The sequence below is a fragment of the Mycobacteriales bacterium genome, from assembly GCA_035690485.1.
Taxonomy (GTDB): domain Bacteria; phylum Actinomycetota; class Actinomycetes; order JAFAQI01; family DASSKL01; genus DASSKL01.
Map to the genome: position 1 here is coordinate 43,827 of DASSKL010000008.1, position 16,039 is coordinate 59,865.

General features: G+C 71.8%; 16 protein-coding genes. 6 read left to right on the top strand and 10 right to left on the bottom strand.

Features of this window, described 5'->3' with window-relative positions; all coding sequences use genetic code 11:
* Positions 1-83: 83 nt before the first annotated feature.
* Both VFJ21_01260 and sppA read left to right on the top strand, forming a co-directional pair.
* Positions 84-422, top strand: a complete 339-nt coding sequence (locus VFJ21_01260) for a hypothetical protein (protein ID HET7405750.1) — start codon at positions 84-86, stop codon at positions 420-422.
* Positions 423-652: 230 nt separating this feature from the next.
* Positions 653-2,353, top strand: coding sequence for a signal peptide peptidase SppA (gene sppA / locus VFJ21_01265; protein ID HET7405751.1), 1,701 nt, complete (start codon positions 653-655; stop codon positions 2,351-2,353).
* Between the two features lie 10 nt (positions 2,354-2,363).
* Here sppA and VFJ21_01270 read toward each other — a convergent pair whose 3' ends face one another.
* The 7 genes from VFJ21_01270 to VFJ21_01300 all read right to left on the bottom strand — a co-directional run bounded on the left by VFJ21_01270 (position 2,364) and on the right by VFJ21_01300 (position 8,658).
* Positions 2,364-2,870, bottom strand: a complete 507-nt coding sequence (locus VFJ21_01270; GenBank protein HET7405752.1) for a flavin reductase family protein — start codon at positions 2,868-2,870, stop codon at positions 2,364-2,366.
* Between the two features lie 109 nt (positions 2,871-2,979).
* Positions 2,980-3,738 carry an alpha/beta fold hydrolase gene (locus VFJ21_01275; GenBank protein ID HET7405753.1) on the bottom strand — a complete coding sequence of 253 codons (759 nt, stop codon included), beginning with the start codon at positions 3,736-3,738 and terminating at the stop codon, positions 2,980-2,982.
* A gap of 5 nt (positions 3,739-3,743) precedes the next feature.
* Positions 3,744-4,529 carry an SDR family NAD(P)-dependent oxidoreductase gene (locus VFJ21_01280; protein HET7405754.1) on the bottom strand — a complete coding sequence of 262 codons (786 nt, stop codon included), beginning with the start codon at positions 4,527-4,529 and terminating at the stop codon, positions 3,744-3,746.
* A 99-nt stretch (positions 4,530-4,628) separates the two neighbouring features.
* The gene (locus VFJ21_01285; protein ID HET7405755.1) at positions 4,629-5,411 is read right to left on the bottom strand and encodes an enoyl-CoA hydratase-related protein; all 783 of its coding nucleotides are present in this window, start codon (positions 5,409-5,411) and stop codon (positions 4,629-4,631) included.
* The gene (locus VFJ21_01290; GenBank protein ID HET7405756.1) at positions 5,404-6,486 is read right to left on the bottom strand and encodes an acyl-CoA dehydrogenase family protein; all 1,083 of its coding nucleotides are present in this window, start codon (positions 6,484-6,486) and stop codon (positions 5,404-5,406) included. Before VFJ21_01290 ends, VFJ21_01285 begins: the two co-directional genes overlap by 8 nt.
* Before the next feature lie 2 nt (positions 6,487-6,488).
* Entirely contained in the window at positions 6,489-7,655 is a 1,167-nt protein-coding gene (locus VFJ21_01295) for an acyl-CoA dehydrogenase family protein (GenBank protein HET7405757.1), read from the bottom strand.
* A 13-nt stretch (positions 7,656-7,668) separates the two neighbouring features.
* The gene (locus VFJ21_01300; GenBank protein HET7405758.1) at positions 7,669-8,658 is read right to left on the bottom strand and encodes an NAD(P)/FAD-dependent oxidoreductase; all 990 of its coding nucleotides are present in this window, start codon (positions 8,656-8,658) and stop codon (positions 7,669-7,671) included.
* A 114-nt stretch (positions 8,659-8,772) separates the two neighbouring features.
* Between VFJ21_01300 and VFJ21_01305 the strand changes: the two genes are divergently transcribed.
* The 4 genes from VFJ21_01305 (at position 8,773) to VFJ21_01320 (ending at position 13,127) form a co-directional block, all read left to right on the top strand.
* Positions 8,773-10,092, top strand: coding sequence for an ATP-binding protein (locus tag VFJ21_01305; GenBank protein ID HET7405759.1), 1,320 nt, complete (start codon positions 8,773-8,775; stop codon positions 10,090-10,092).
* Between the two features lie 11 nt (positions 10,093-10,103).
* Positions 10,104-10,622 (top strand): amino-acid N-acetyltransferase, encoded by a 519-nt coding sequence (locus tag VFJ21_01310; protein HET7405760.1) that lies wholly within the window; start codon positions 10,104-10,106, stop codon positions 10,620-10,622.
* Positions 10,623-10,695: 73 nt separating this feature from the next.
* Positions 10,696-11,811 carry an acyl-CoA dehydrogenase family protein gene (locus VFJ21_01315; GenBank protein HET7405761.1) on the top strand — a complete coding sequence of 372 codons (1,116 nt, stop codon included), beginning with the start codon at positions 10,696-10,698 and terminating at the stop codon, positions 11,809-11,811.
* 71 nt (positions 11,812-11,882) lie between these two features.
* Positions 11,883-13,127, top strand: coding sequence for an acyl-CoA dehydrogenase family protein (locus VFJ21_01320; protein HET7405762.1), 1,245 nt, complete (start codon positions 11,883-11,885; stop codon positions 13,125-13,127).
* A gap of 75 nt (positions 13,128-13,202) precedes the next feature.
* On the opposite strand, the gene VFJ21_01325 is transcribed toward VFJ21_01320, so the two are convergent.
* Genes VFJ21_01325 through coxB form a run of 3 tightly spaced genes read right to left on the bottom strand, consistent with a single transcriptional unit; the run spans position 13,203 to position 16,025 of the window.
* A complete protein-coding gene (locus tag VFJ21_01325) occupies positions 13,203-13,604 on the bottom strand; it encodes a cytochrome c oxidase subunit 4 (GenBank protein HET7405763.1) in 402 nt (133 codons plus the stop codon).
* Positions 13,605-13,623: 19 nt separating this feature from the next.
* Positions 13,624-15,306, bottom strand: a complete 1,683-nt coding sequence (gene ctaD, locus VFJ21_01330; protein HET7405764.1) for a cytochrome c oxidase subunit I — start codon at positions 15,304-15,306, stop codon at positions 13,624-13,626.
* Positions 15,303-16,025 (bottom strand): cytochrome c oxidase subunit II, encoded by a 723-nt coding sequence (gene coxB / locus VFJ21_01335; protein ID HET7405765.1) that lies wholly within the window; start codon positions 16,023-16,025, stop codon positions 15,303-15,305. The genes ctaD and coxB overlap by 4 nt, the downstream gene beginning before the upstream one ends.
* Positions 16,026-16,039 lie beyond the last annotated feature (14 nt).

Consider the following 16,039-nt stretch of genomic DNA (forward strand, 5'->3'; position numbering starts at 1 on the left):
GGACCGTACGGACAGCAGCGCGCCGGGGAGCCCGAAACGGTCAACCATCACCCGAAAGACCCAGGTGCCCTAGCCTTGGCCGGGTGAGCGACAAGCCGCGCTGCCGCCCGGTGCCCCCGGAAACGCTGCGCCATGCCGCCGCCGCCGAGGGCACGCCGGAGGCCGAGCTGCTCGAGCGGCTCGAGGCGGCACTGGCCGCGCTGCCCCCGGCCGAGCGCTCGGCGGCCGTCGTCGCCTACGGGCTGGCAGAGGGCTCGGCCGGCGTCGCCGACGAGCTCTCTCTGTCGACCGAGGACGCCGAGGCGCTGTCGCGCAGCGCCCTGCAGCTGTTGCGCGGCGCGCTGTCGGATGTCGACGTCGACGAGCCGCAGGTGCACCCACGCGTGGCGCGCAGCCGGCGCCGCCACCTTCCGGCCGAGTGAGCCGACGCGCTGACCGCTCACTGAAAAGAGGCCCCCGACACTGTCTGGGACCTCTTTTCGCCGACCCGCCAGGTCGCCTCTCGGCACAGGTGCGCTCGTGGCGCCAATTGTTGGGACCGGGGGCCATGGAACGAGCCGGCAGGTGCACTGCCCCTCAGGGAGGCGGTAGCACCATGGGCTCCAACCTACAGGCCTGTCCGGGCATTCCGGGCCGTGACAGGGTGACGGTCATGGCGACGCCCCTGGCAGCGGCCCGCAGCCGTGTCCACGACGTGCGCCACCCCGCCCCCCTGCTCCTCGAGCTCGACCTCACCGCCGACCTGCTCGACGACGTCCCGTCGGATCCGTTGTCGGCGCTGCAGGCGCGCCGGCGTACGCCGCTTCGGGCCGTGCTCGACAACCTGCACGACGCGGCCGACGACCCGCGGGTCGCGGGGGTGGTGGCGAGGGTCGGCGGGCGGCCGAGCCTCGCGCGGGTGCAGGAGCTGGCGGACGCGGTGCGGGAGTTCCGGCGACACGGCAAGCCGGCGGTCGCGTGGGCGGAGACGTTCGGCGAGTTCGGGCCGGGCACGTCGGGCTACGTGCTCGCGACGGCGTTCGACGAGATCTGGCTGCAGCCCTCCGGCGACGTGGGGCTCCTCGGTGTCGCGGCCGGTGCATGGTTCCTGCGCGAGGCGCTGGACCGGGCGGGCGTGGAACCGCAGCTCGACCGGCGCTACGAGTACAAGAACGCCGCCGACCTGCTGCTGTCCCGGGAGTTTCGCGCGGCCCACCGGGAGGCGACGGCCCGGTTGGCGGCGTCGGCCTTCGAGCAGGTCGTCGCCGCGATCGCCACCGGCCGCGGCCTGGCCGCCGCCGACGTCCGGTCCCTGGTCGACCGCGCCCCGCTGATGGCGCAGGAGGCGCTCGACGCCGGGCTCGTCGACCGGCTCGGCTACCGCGACGAGGTCTACGCCGACCTGCGCCGCCGGCTCGGCCACGACGGCACCGTGCGGTTGCTCTACGTCGGTCGATACGAGCGACGCCACCGACTGCCCGAGCGGGTGGCCGGCGCCGTGCACCGCGACCGCCCGGTCGTCGCCCTCGTGCACGGCAGCGGCGCGATCCGCCAAGGGCGCAGCGGACGATCGTTCCCGACGGGAGCGGCGATGGGATCGGAAACGGTCGCGGCGGCGCTGCGGGCGGCCACGGCCGCCGGGCCGGTCAAGGCGATCGTCTTTCGCGTCAACAGCCCGGGCGGGTCCTACGTCGCGTCCGACACGATCTGGCGGGAAGTCGCCTGCGCCCGCGAGGCCGGCAAGCCGGTGGTCGTGTCGATGGGTGACGTCGCGGGGTCGGGCGGCTACTTCGTCGCCTGCGGCGCCGACGCGATCGTGGCCCAGCCCGGGACGCTGACCGGGTCGATCGGCGTGGTGGGCGGCAAGGCGGTGCTCACCGGCCTGCGCGAGCGGCTGGGCATCGGGCACGGCACGGTCACCGAGGGCCGCCACGCCCTGATGTTCTCGGCGCAGCAGGAGTTCTCGGCCGAGGAGTGGCAGCGGCTGCAGGACTGGCTCGACCGCGTCTACGACGACTTCACCGCGAAGGTCGCGGCGGGGCGCGGGATGAGCCGGGAGCAGGTGCACGAGGTGGCCCGCGGCCGGGTCTGGACCGGCGCCGACGCGCGGGAGCGCGGGCTCGTCGACGAGCTCGGCGGCCTGCACCGAGCCGCGGAGATCGCGTGTGAGCGCGCCGACCTGCCCGCCGGGACCGAGCTGCGCCGCTACCCCTCCGTCGGCCTGCCGGCACGGCTGCGGCGCCCGCGCTCCAGCGAGGATCCCGCGGCCGCGGCGGCGATGCACCTGCCCTGGGGCTCCTTCACCGACCTGGCCACCGTGCTCGGCCTGCCGGCCGCAGGCCCGCTGACGATGCCCGGCCTGCGCCTGACCTGAGGCGACCGGCTCAGCCGAGGTGGCGGTAGTCGCCGCGGTGCCAGACCAGCGGATCGGGGAGGTCACCGGCTTCGGCGTACGCGATCTCGGCCGTCACCAACCGGCGCCAGCCGAGGCCGCGCGTGTCGATCACGGTGCAGCCGGCCCAGGTGGTCACTCCCTCGAGCACCGGACCCCACTCGGTGTCGCGCCACCGGCGAGTGCGGAACACGCCGCCCGGTGCCGGGCGCAGGCCCGCGACCTCGTCGGCGACGTCGCGCTGCGCCCAGTCGAGCACCTGCACCGTGAACCGGCCCGACTCCTCGAGCCGCTCGAGCAGGTCGCTGTCCTCCGTGACGACGCCGACGATCTGCGCGGGCTCCACGACGAAACACGACGACACGGTCAGCCCGGCCGGGCGCCCGCCGGCAAGCGCCGTCCAGACCGTGACGCCGCCGGCAAGCCGGCCGCGCAACCGGCGGACCGGCTCGCGGTCGTCCTCGGCCGGCAGGAAGGGGTGCTCCCCATGGATCGACACCCGGCCATCCTCGCAAGCCACCGCAACCGATTCCCGCCTCCCGGCCTACTGAGTGGAACGGTTGTCGGACGGGGCACGGCAAATCCACCCCAATCGGCGGGGGACGGGGCTAGGGCAGCGTGTCGAGGAAGTCCAGCACGGCTCGGTTGAAGGGCTCGGGGTTCTCGAGGTTGGCCGCGTGCCCCGCGTCGGGGATCACGACCTTGCGCGCGCCCGGGATCTTGCTGGCCATGTAGTCGCTGGCCGCCTGGTAGCCGGCGTCGTTGTCCCCCACGACGACCAGCGTCGGCACCGCGATGGACGGCAGCGAGTCGATGACGCGAGCGTCGCGCTGGCTGAAGTAGCCGCGCGAGGCCCGGGCGAGCCCGGCGGCGCTGCGGTGGCGGGCCACCGCGGTCTCGGTCGCCTTCGGCAGCGCGTCGAGGCCCTTCTCGTCGTAGCGCTGGGCGAAGCGCTCGGCGGTGGCGTTCCAGCCGTCTCGCGCGCTGTCCTTGCGGAAACCGGGGCCGGTGCTCATCAGCATCAGGGCGCGGACCCGCTCCGGGTGGGCGAGCAGGAACTCGAGGGAGAGGAACCCGCCGAGCGAGAGTCCAGCGACGACCGCAGTGTCGGCGCCGACGTGGTCGAGCAGCGCGACCATGTCGCCCATCACCCGCTCGACGGTGTACTCCGCCGGGTCCTCGGGCGAGTCGGAGTCGCCGTGCCCGCGCAGGTCCCAGGTGACCACCTGGAACCGGTCGGCCAGGGCCGGGACCGTGGGGTCCCAGAGCCGGTGGTCGGTGCTGTAGGCGTGGGACAGCAGCACGGTGGGACCGCTGCCCTGCACGTCGTACCAGATGCCGACACCGTGGCGGTCGAGATAGGCCACTGCGGTCAGCCCTGCTCGGCCATACGGGCCTTGACCCGGCGCATGCCGGCGAGCCAGCGGTCGCGGTCGGCGGTGCGGCGGCGTTCGTACTCCACGACCTCGGGGTGCGGCAGCACAAGGAAGCGCTCGTCGCGGATCGCCTGGACGACGGCCTCTGCGGCATCCTCCGGCTCGACCACGCCGCCGGCCGCGAGCGTGGCGTTGTGGGTGCCGGCGGCCATGAGCATCGGGGTGCGCACGCCCTGCGGGCACAGGCACGACACCTTGACGCCGGCGTCGCCGTAGTTCATCGACAGCCACTCGGCGAACGCGACCGCGGCGTGCTTGGTCACCGTGTAGGTCGCCGAGTCGAGGTTCGTGAGCAGCCCGGCCGCCGAGGCGGTGGTGAGGATGTAGCCGTGGCCGCGCTCGACCATCCGCGGTACGAGGGCGCGCGCCGCGTAGACGTGCGCCATCACGTTGATGTTCCAGGAGCCCATCCAGTCGGCGTCGTCGTCACCGATGCCGCGACCGAGCCCGACGCCGGCGTTGGCGCAGAACAGGTCGATCGGGCCGATGTCGCGCTCGACCTTCTCGACGAGGTCACGGACCTGACCCTCGTCGGAGACGTCGACCTTCTCGGCGACCGCCTGCGCGCCGGTCAGGCCCTCGGCCGTCTCGCGGGCGCCGTCGAGGTTGCGATCGACCACGACCACGGCCTTGGCGCCCTCCCGGGCGAAGCGCTGGCACAGCGCGCGGCCGATGCCGCTGCCGCCACCGGTGACCACAACGACCTTGTCCTTGATCTCCATGGGCGCGACTCTAGGCCGAGCGCCACGTGCCCGCCGGTAGCGGGGGTTGGCGAGACCCCGATCGCCCCGTTACCGCCGGGCAGGTGCAGCGGGAGGAAGTCAGCGACCCTCGAAGTGACCCGGTCGCTTCTCACGAAAGGCCGCGAACGCCTCGCGCGAGTCGCTGGTCGACTGCACCACGGCCATGTGCGACGAGATCAAGTCGAGGTGGGTGCGCAGGTCGAGCCGAAGGGACTGGTAGGTCGCGCGCTTGATGACGCCTACCGACACCGGCGGCAGCGCGGCCAGCCGCTCGGCGAACTCGTAGGTCTTCGGCAGCAGCTCGTCATCGGGGTAGCAGTGGTTGGCGATACCGATGCGCTCGGCCTCCCGGCCGTCGACGAAGTCGCCGGTGAGCAGGAGCTCGAGGGCCTTGGCGACGCCGACGAGCCGGGGCAGCCAGAAGCACCCTCCGTCGCCGGGCACCAGGCCCACCCGGATGTAGCCCTCGGAGAACCGCGCCGACTCGCCGGCGAAGCGCATGTCGCACATCAGCGCCATGTCCATGCCCGCCCCGACCGCCGGGCCCTTGACCGCGGCGACAACGGGCTTGTCGAGGTCCTCGAGCGCGAGCGCGATCCGGTGGATGCGGTGGGTCAGCATCCGCTTGCGGTCGAGGGGGGTGGGCTCGACGCCCGACAGGTCGCCGAGATCGATGCCGGAGCAGAACGCGTCGCCCGCCCCGGTGAGGACGAGTGCGCGTACGCCGTCGTCGGCGGTCACCTCGCGCAGCGCGTCCGCCCAGTCGTCGATCATCGGCAGCGTGAAGGCGTTCTTGCGGTGCGGACGGTTGAGCAGGATCGTCGCGACCTTGCCGTCGACGGTGTACTCCAGGTCAGCCATGTCGCTCCTCGTCCGAAGTCAGTTGGGGCCAGAGGCCGTCGGCACCGGCGCGCAGCGCCTGCTCGCCGACGACCCGCGCCCAGTGCTGCTCGTTGCCGTACTCGTCGCGCCACGCCCACAGCCGGGTGGTGGCCTGGCGGAGCACGTGCTCGCGGGTGAAGCCGATGGCGCCGTGCACCTGATGGGCGAGCCGGGCGACCACGCCGGCCGTGCGACCCGCCTGCTCCTTGGCGGCGGCGACCCGTACCCGCGCCAGTGGTGCGCCGGCCTGCAGGTCGCGGACGGCAGCGTCGGCCGCGATGCTCGACGCGGCGACCACCCCGGCCATCTCGGCGAGGTGCTGCTGCACCGCCTGGAACCGCGCGATGGGCCGGCCGAACTGCACGCGTTGCTCGGCGTAGCCCACCGACAGGTCGAGCGCGCGCTCAGCAGCGCCGGACATCAGCACGGCCCGACCCAGCGCGCCGCGCAGCAGGAAGGCGTCGGCGGTCGCGTCCGGGCCGGGGGCGGCGGCCGCGGCGGCGACTGCCCCGTCGAACGTCACCTCGTCGCGGGGCTCGGAGGCGACGTTGCGGCCGGGCTGCACGTCGTAGGCCGAGCGGTCGAGCAGGAGCACCAGCGGCTCCGGGACGTCGACCAGCACCACGAGCCGCTCGGCCACCCGCGCCCAGGGCACGCGGGACAGCCGGCCCGACACCCGCCAGCCGTCGCCGACCCGGCGCAGGGTGAGCCCCTCACCGACCGCGGCGGCCAGCGGGCCCGACGGCACGTCGAGGCCGGCACCGGCGAGAAGCCAGCCGGCCAGCAACGCCGTCTCGGCGAGCGGGACGGGCGCGGCGTGGCGCCCCGCGGCCCGCAGCAGCGCGGCCGCCTCCACGAGTCCCGCGCCGGCACCGCCGCGCGCCTCCGGCACCGGAAGGAGAGTCATGCCCGCCTGCTCGAGCGCCTGCCAGACCTGCGGCGCCCAGCCGTCGCCGGCCGCCGCCTGATCGACGGCCTCCGGCGGGCAGGTGTCGGCGAACAGCTCCTCGGCGGTCGCGACGAGCAGGTCGTCGGCCATCGCGCCGTGTCCCATGCTCAGCGCTCCCCCGCCGACAGGGCGCGGGCCACGATGCCGCGCAGGATCTCGTTGGTGCCGCCGCGCAGGGTGAACCCGGGCGAGTGCAGCGTCGCGTGCGCGAGCCGGCGCGCCAGCGAGTCGGGCGCGGCGTCGGGGTCGGGCTCGACCGCGGCGACCAGGTGCGCCGCCTCGATGATCTCCTGCTCGAATCGGGTGCCGACGTCCTTGACCAGCGCCGCCTGGGTCGCCGGCGCCTGCCCCGCGGCCAGCGCGGCGGCGACCGACAGCGACATCTCCCGCAGCGTCATCAGCCGGGCGACCAGCGCGCCGACCTGCGCCGCCGCGACCGCGCCCGCATCGGCCTGCCGGGCCAGGTGACCGACCAAGCTGGCCAGCAGCAGGTACGTCGAGAGAAAACGTTCGGGCCCGCTGCGCTCGAAGGCCAGCTCCGCGGTGACCTGGCGCCACCCGGCACCCACCGCGCCCAGCACCCGCTCGTCCGGCACGAAGACGCCGTCGAGCACCACCTCGTTGAAGTGCGCCGCGCCGGTCAGCAGCTGGATCGGCCGCACCGTCACCCCGGCGGCGTGCAGGTCGACGACGAACTGGCTGAGCCCGGCGTGCCGGTCCTCGCCGAGCGGTTCACTGCGAGCGAGAACGAAGAACCACTGCGCCTCGTGCGCCCCGGACGTCCACACCTTCGTGCCGGTCAGCCGCCAGCCGCCCTCGACCCGGTCCGCCCGCGTGCGCACCGACGCCAGGTCGGAACCGCTGTCGGGCTCACTCATGCCGATCGCGAAGTAGCACTCCCCCCGGGCGATCCGCGGCAGGAAGAACTGCCGCTGCTCCTCGCTGCCGTGCTTGAGCAGCGACGGGCCGGTCTGCCGGTCGGCGATCCAGTGCGCGGCGACCGGCGCCCCGGCGGCGAGCAGCTCCTCGACGACGACGTAGCGCTCCAGCGCCGACCGGCCCTGCCCGCCGTACTCGGTGGGGATCGTCATCCCCAACCAGCCACGCTCCCCCAGCCGCCGGCTGAACGCCGCATCCCAGCCGGACAGCCACGTGTCGACGCCGGGAACCCACCTCCCGGCCGCGACCTCGTCCTGCAGGAACGCCCGCACCTCCCCGCGCAAGGACGTCGCTTCGGGAGGCAGCGCGGCGAGCGGGAAGCGGACATCGCGCAGGCTCACGGCGCCCTCACTTCACGTCGGAGGAGTGACCGGGGAAGACGTGCGCGTCGGGGTCGATCACGACGGCTGCGTTGTTGACCGCGGTGGCCGCCTCACCGAAGCCGGTGGCGATGAGGCGCACCTTGCCGTCGTACTCCGTGATGTCGCCGGCGGCGAAGACCCGCCGCAGGTTCGTGCGCATCGCCGAGTCGACGAGGATGTGCCGGCGCCGCAGCTCGATGCCCCACTTGGCGATCGGCCCGAGATCGGCAACGAACCCGAGCGCCGCGACGACCTCCTGCACCTCGAGGACGGTGCGCTCGTCGGTGGAGTTGTCGAACACCTCGACCGCCTGCACGTAGCCCTCGCCGCGGATCTCGGCGACCTCGTAGGGCGTCATGACGGTGCACGACGAGCCGAGCACCTTGGTCACGCTGCCCTCGTGCGCGCGGAACTTCGGGCGGCGGTGGATGAGCGTGACGCTCGTGCAGAGCGGCTCGAGGCTCATCGCCCAGTCGAATGCCGAGTCACCGCCGCCGACGATCAGCACGTCCTTGCCCTCGAGCTCGGAGAGCTTCGGCACGAAGTAGCGCAGCCCCCGGCCCTCCCAGATCTCGGCGCCGGGCAGCGGCCGCGGCGTGAACATGCCGATGCCCGCGGTGACAAGCACGGCCTTGGCGTGCACGACCAGCCCGCGCTCGGTGCGCACCACGACCTCGTCGTCGGTGTGCTCGAGCTCCTCGGCGCGCTGCCCGAGCAGGTACGTCGGGTCGAACTGGCCGGCCTGCTCGACGAGGGCGTCGGTGAGCGTCTGGCCCTTGACCGACGGGAACCCGGCCACGTCGAAGATCATCTTCTCGGGGTACATCGCGGTGACCTGGCCGCCGGGCTCGGGCAGCGAGTCCATCACGGCGACGGACATGCCGCGGAAGCCCCCGTAGTAGGCCGCGTAGAGACCGGTCGGTCCCGCGCCGATGATGAGCAGGTCGGTGTGTACGTCGTTCGCGCCGGGCTGCATGGCGAGCATCCTCCCGTGCCCGGCGACGCACGCCACCAGGAGGGGCCGAATCGGTTGCGCGGCGCGGCTCGAACGAGCACTGTGAGTAACGGCACGGCGACACGGGGGTGCGACATGACGGAGATGCGCGCGCGCAGCGTGCGCGTCGGCGTGCTCGTCACCTTCGGCGTCCTGACCACGCTGGTCGTCTACCGGCAGCTACCCGGCCACGCTCCCCTGCCCACGGCTGCCTTCGTGCCACTGGCGAGCACCGGAGCGCTCGGAGCGGTCGGCGTCGCCGTGCTGCCCTGGCGCCGGCTGCTCGAGGGTCGCTGGGGCGTCCTGCTGTTCTGCATCTGGTCGCTGCTCGACATCGCCCTGATCTCCGCGCTGGTCGCCGTCTCCGGCGCCAGCCACTCCCCCCTGTGGGCGATCTACCTCCTGACGACCGTCTTCTTCGCATCCTCCTACCCCTGGCGCGCCCAGCTCGTGCTGCTCGCCCTCACCGGCGCGTCGTACACCATCACCATCCACGTGGCCGGCGACGGTATGCCGGCCGCCACCCTCTTCTTCCGGCTCGTGGTGCTGCTGACGGCGTGGATGCTCGCGGCGTTCCTGTCGCGCGAGTTGCAGAAGTCGATGGCCGAGCACGACACCGCCCGCTCCGAGTCGGCGCAACGCGCCGAGGCGCTGACGCGCTCGCTGGAGGCGCTCGAGGACGCACACGTCCGGCTGGTGCAGCAGGAGCGGATGGCGGCAGTCGGCGAGACGGCCGCGACCGTCGCGCACGAGCTTCGCAACCCCCTCGCCGTCGTCAACAACGTGATCTACCTGGTCGGCGAGCAGGTCAACGACAACCAGTACCTGCGCCACCACCTCGACACCGCGCTGCGCGAGATCGGCACCGCGTCGCGGGTCGTGGCTGACCTGCTGGAGTTCACCCGGCCGCGCACGCCGCTGCCGCGGGAGACCGACCTTGACACGGTGCTTTCCGAGGCGATCGCCTCCGGCCCACCACCACCGACCGTCACGCTGCTCACCGACCTCGGCGACGAGCCGCTCACGCTCGTCGCAGACCCAGGGCACGTGGGCCACGCGGTACGCAACCTGCTTTCCAACGCCTACGACGCCACCATCGACCGCCCCGAGGGTGGGCACGTCCTCCTCACGGCCCGCGCGGACGAGCACACGGTCCGTGTCACGGTCACCGACGACGGCCCGGGCATGTCGGCGGAAGCCGGCGCGTCGCTGTTCCAGCCCTTCGCCACGACCAAGGCGCGGGGGGTCGGCCTCGGACTGGCGGTCGCCAGCCGGCTGATCCGCGCCCAGCACGGCGCGCTGACCATCGACACCGATCCCGGCGTCGGTACGACGGTGACCGTCGTGCTCCCGCGCGACCCGGCGGCGGCCGTGCCGGCGCAGCCGGACGGCGGCACCCGGCACCCGGTGGCTTAGGTTCCTGGAACGTGCCCGTCGGATTCGACGTACGCCGTGCCCGCACGGCCGACGTGCCGGCCGTTCGCCGGCTCGTCGACACCTATGCCCGCCAGCGGATCCTGCTCGACAAGCCCACGGTCACGCTCTACGAGGACGTGCAGGAGTTCTGGGTCGCCGATGCGGCCGGCACGATCGCCGGCTGCGGGGCGCTGCACGTGATGTGGGAGGACCTCGCGGAGGTGCGCACCTTGGCGGTCGACGAGGCGTGGCGCGGCCGTGGCGTCGGCCACGCGGTGCTCGACCGGCTGGTCGAGGTGGCCCGCGACCTCGGGGTGCGCCGCGTCTTCTGCCTGACCTTCGAGGTCGACTTCTTCGCCCGGCACGGCTTCGTGCCGATCGACGGCACGCCGGTAGCGGCCGACGTCTACGCCGAGCTGCTGCGCTCCTACGACGAGGGCGTCGCGGAGTTCCTCGACCTCGACCAGGTGAAGCCCAACACCCTCGGCAACACCCGCATGCTGCTGCACCTCGCGCCCGACCCCCAGTGACGCCGGCCGGGCCGGCGGGGGAGGATGCGCGAAACCGAACGCGGCTCGGAACTAGTCGGAGGGCGAGGTCGCAGTGGTCGACGCGGTGAGCGAGGAGCGGGAGGAGCTGCGCCGCACGGTGCGCGCGTTCCTCGACGATAAGTCGCCGGAGTCGGAGGTGCGCCGGCTCATGGCGACCGACGAGGGCTACGACCCGGCAGTCTGGCGGCAGATGGCCGAGCAGCTCGGGCTGCAGGGGCTCGCGATCCCGGAGGAGCTCGGCGGCCACGGCTACTCGTTCCTGGAGCTTGCCGTCGTGCTCGAGGAGATGGGCCGCGCGCTGCTGTGCGCACCGTTCTTCTCGACCGTGGCGCTCGCCGCGACCGCGCTGCTGGCCAGCGGTGACGACGCGGCGCAGAAGGAGCACCTGCCGGCGATCGCGGCCGGTCAGACGATCGCGGCCGTCGCGCTGACCGAGGAAGGCTCCGACTGGACCGAGGCCGGCGTGCAGCTGCGCGCGGTGAAGTCCGGCGCCGGCTACCGCATCGACGGCGAGAAGCTGTACGTGATCGACGGGCACGTCGCCGACCTGATCCTCGTCGCCGCACGCACCGACGCCGGCGTCACGCTGCTCGCGGTGCCCGGTGACGCCGCGGGGCTGACCCGCACGCCGATGGTGACGATGGACGCCACCCGCAAGATGGCCAGGCTCTCCTTCGACGGCACACCCGCGACACTCGTGGGCGCCGACGGCCGGGGCTGGGCGGGACTGCGCCGCACGCTGGACCTCGCCGCCGCGGCGCTGGCGTCGGAGCAGGTCGGCGGCGCGGGTCGCTGCCTGGAGATGGCCGGCGACTATGCCAAGGAGCGGGTGCAGTTCGGCCGCCCGATCGGGTCGTTCCAGGCGGTCAAGCACAAGCTGGCCAACCTGCTGATGGAGGTCGAGCAGGCCCGCTCGGCCGCCTACTACGCAGCGCGTGAGGCCGCCGAGGACGGCGAGGACCTGGCTCTTGCGGCCGCCCTGGCCAAGTCCTACTGCTCCGACGCCTACATGCACGTCGCGGCCGACAACATCCAGATCCACGGCGGCATCGGCTTCACCTGGGAGCACCCGGCGCACCTCTACTTCAAGCGCGCCAAGACCAGCCAGCTGCTGCTGGGCCACCCGAGCTACCACCGCGCGCTGGTCGCCGAGCACGTCGGCATCTGACGGCGCGTCCGGCGACCCGAGACACACTGCACCCGACCACAACACACAGCGGCATCCGAGGAGGACGCGCGATGCGTTGGCACATCGAGGACACCCCCGAGCGAGCGGCGTTCCGCGAGCAGTTCCGCGGCTGGCTGCGCGAGGTGCTCCCGGCCGGCTGGCTGGAGGCCGTCGACGGGGATGACGACGCAGCGTTGGCCCAGGTGCGCACGCAGTGGGACCTCGGCAGCTGGCAGAAGACGATCGGCGGCTCCGGCTACGGCGCCCCGCTGTGGCCGAAGGAGTTCGGCGGCCTGTCGGGCGAGCCGTGGATGCAGCAGATCGTCCGCGAGGAGCTGACGCGCTACCGGCTGCCCTCGGTGAGCATCAACATCCTCGGCGTCGGCCTCGCCGGGCCGACCCTCATCGAGCACGGCAGCGAGGCGCAGAAGGAGCGCTACCTGCCGAAGATCCTCACCGCCGAGGAGATCTGGTGCCAGCTGTTCTCCGAACCGGGCTCCGGATCCGACCTCGCGTCGCTGGCGACCCGGGCGGTGCGTGACGGCGACAACTGGGTTGTCAACGGCCAGAAGGTCTGGACCACCCTCGCGCACGTCTCGAGGTTCGGCATGCTGCTGGCCCGCACCGACCCCGAGGCACCCAAGCACGACGGGCTCACCTACTTCATCGTCGACATGCAGTCACCCGGCGTCGAGGTGCGCCCGCTGACCCAGCTGACCGGGTCGGCGGAGTTCAACGAGGTGTTCTTCACCGACGTCGTGATTCCGGACGCCAACCGCGTCGGCGCGGTCGGTGAGGGTTGGCGCTGTGCGCGCACGACGCTGATGAACGAGCGGGTCGCGCTGTCCGGGATCGCCCTCGACCGGGTGGCGTTCATGGGCGGCACCCGCAAGGACCCGTGGGGGTCGTTCCTCGAGACGGTGCCGCACCGCGAGTCACCGCTCGTGCGGGACCGGCTGGCCCAGCTCTACATCGACAACCAGGTCAAGGAGGTCACGGCGTTCCGCGCCGCGGCCGCCCGCGCCGCCGGTCGCCCGCCGGGGCCCGAGGGCAGCATCGGCAAGGTCTTCAACGCCGAGCTCAACCAGCGGCGCAGCGAGGCCGCGGTCGACGCGGCCGGGATGGCCGGGGTCGCCTGGATGCCCGGCGACCAGCTCGCCGAGTCGCGGGCGCAGGCGTACCTGCGGGCCCGCGCGAACACCATCGAGGGCGGTACGTCGGAGGTGTTGCGCAGCCAGATCGCCGAGCGGCTACTCGGCCTGCCCCGCGAGCCGGAGGCCGACAAGGGCCAACCGTGGAGCCAGATCCGACGGTAGATCGGCGCTCCGGCGTACCTGGAAACGGGAGAAGCCCCGCAGGGCCGCCGATGGCACGCCGAGAACGGAGCGGCGCTACTCGTAGGGCCCCTCTGGGTTGACGTAGTACTCGTAGACGATCCCGGTCACGCCGATCAGCAGGCCGACAGCGCCGACCAGGAACAGCCACCAGCCGTAGACGATGCCGACGCAGATGACCGCGGCCGAGGCGGCGGTGGGCAGCGGCCACCAGCTGTGCGGGCTGAAGAAGCCGACCTCGCCCGCACCCTCGGCGATCTCACTCTCCGGGTTGTCCTCCGGGCGGGGCCCGACGCGGCGCCCGGACAGCAGGATGAAGGAGCCGACCAGCACGCCGAGCGCGGTGCCGAACACCAGCAGCGCCGTACCCGCCGGGTCGTGCGAGGTGAACCAGTAGACCCCGCCCGATCCGCCGAGCAGGATCGCGACGAACGCAAAGATGTAGCTCTCGATCTTCATGTCGCTCTGCCTCCGCCGCCTACTCGCGGATCTCGCGAGCGCCGCCGGCTTCGAGCACACCGGTCACTTGCGGGTAGTGCAGGTCGAAGGCCGGCCGCTCGGAGCGGATCCGTGGCAGCGAGATGAAGTTGTGCCGCGGCGGCGGGCAGCTGGTCGCCCACTCGAGCGAGTTGCCGTAGCCCCACGGGTCGTCGGACAGCGCGCGTTCGTTCTTGCCCAGCCAGGAGCGCACGACGTTCCAGATGAACGGGAACATCGAGATCCCGAGGATGTAGGCACCGATGGTCGACACCGTGGACAGCGTGGTGAACCCGTCGCTCGGCAGGTAGTCGGCGTAGCGCCGCGGCATGCCCTCGACGCCGAGCCAGTGCTGGACGAGGAACGTGGTGTGGAACCCGATGAACGTCGTCCAGAAGTGGATCTTGCCGAGCGTCTCGTTGAGCATGGTCCCCGTGAACTTCGGCCACCAGAAGTAGAAGCCGCCGAACACCGAGAACACGATGGTGCCGAAGAGCACGTAATGGAAGTGCGCCACCACGAAGTAGCTGTCGGTCACGTGGAAGTCGATCGGCGGGCTGGCGAGCATGACGCCGGTGACGCCGCCGAGCAGGAACGTGATCAGGAAGCCGATGGCGAACAGCATCGGCGTCTGTAGGGATATCTGTCCTCGCCACATCGTGCCGACCCAGTTGAAGAACTTGATGCCGGTGGGTACGGCGATGAGGAAGGACATCAGGGAGAAGAACGGCAGCAGCACCGCGCCGGTCGCGAACATGTGGTGCGCCCAGACGACGACCGACAGGCCGGCGATGGCGATGAGCGCGAAGATCATGCCCTTGTAGCCGAACAGCGGCTTGCGGCTGAACACCGGGAGGATCTCGCTGACGATCGCGAAGAACGGCAGCGCGACGATATAGACCTCGGGATGGCCGAAGAACCAGAAGATGTGTTGCCAGAGGATGGCTCCGCCGTTGGCCGCGTCGAATATGTGGGCCCCGAACTTGCGGTCGGCCTCCAGGGCGAACAGCGCCGCGGTCAGCGGCGGGAAGGCGACCAGCACGAGGATCGACGTGACGAGGATGCCCCAGCAGAAGATCGGCATCCGGAACATCGTCATGCCGGGCGCGCGCATGGTGAACACAGTGGTCAGGAAGTTGACCGCGCCCAGGATCGTCGACAAACCCGAGATGATCAGGCCCATGATCCACAAGTCGTTGCCGACGTTGGGTGAGAACACCTCGCTGTTGAGCGGTGCGTAGGCGAACCAGCCGAAGTCGGCGCCACCGTCGGAGGTCAGGAAGCCGGAGACGACGACCAGGCCACCGAACAGGAACAGGTAGTAGCTGAGGATGTTGAGCCGCGGGAACGCCACGTCGGGCGCGCCGATCTGCAGCGGCATGATGACGTTGGCGAACCCGATGAACGTCGGCGTCGCGAACAGCAGCAGCATGATCGCGCCGTGGTTGGTGAACAGCTGGTTGTACTGCTCGTTGGACGTGAACTGCAGACCCGGCTGGGCCAGCTCCGTGCGCATCATCAGCGCCATCACGCCGGCCAGCAGGAAGAAGCCGAACGACGTGGACAGGTACATGTAGCCGATGACCTTGTGGTCGGTGCTCGTCATCCACTTGACCACGCGGCTGCCCGGCTCGACCTGCACCCGCCGCGGCCGCACGGTCTGGGTGGGGTGGAGGAGGGTCACTGGGTGCTCCCTGTCTGCTGCTGCTGCGCCGCCTTGACGAACGCGTCGTACTGGGCGGGCGTCACCGCCCGGACCGAGAACAACATCCGGTCGTGGTCGGCGCCGCAGTACTCCGCGCACTTGCCGTCGAAGACTCCGGTCTTCGTGACCGTCACCTCGAACTCGTTGTGCCGGCCGGGCACGACGTCGCGCTTGAACAGGAACGGAATCACCCAGAACGAGTGGATGACGTCGGGTGATGTCTCGACGAAGCGGATCGTGCGGTTGGTCGGGATGACGAGCTGCGGGATCTCACCGGGGCGGCCGGTGACCTGCAGCTTCTCGTTGACGTAGTTGAACTGCCAGTTCCACTGGAAGCCGACGACCCCGATGGTGACGTCGGGGTTCTTGGTGAGCTTGTTCTCGAAGTTCTCGGTGACCGCCGTGAAGTAGAACAGGTAGGCCACGACCACGACCGGCACGACCGTGTAGGCGATCTCGAGCGGGATGTTGTATTTCACCTGCCGCGGCAGCCGGTCCCCCTTGGCCCGGTAGGCAAGGGCGGCGAAGACGATCAGGAAGAGCACGAAGCCACCGACCGCCAGGCCCGCGACGAGGCTGCCCTGCCAGAGGCCGAGCGCGTGCTTGCCCTGGATCGTGACCGGCGCGGGCCATCCCCCGCGATACCACTGGTCGGCGTTGCACCCGGTCGCAGCGACCGCGAGCAGCAGACCGACCATCAGGCGCCGGGTCG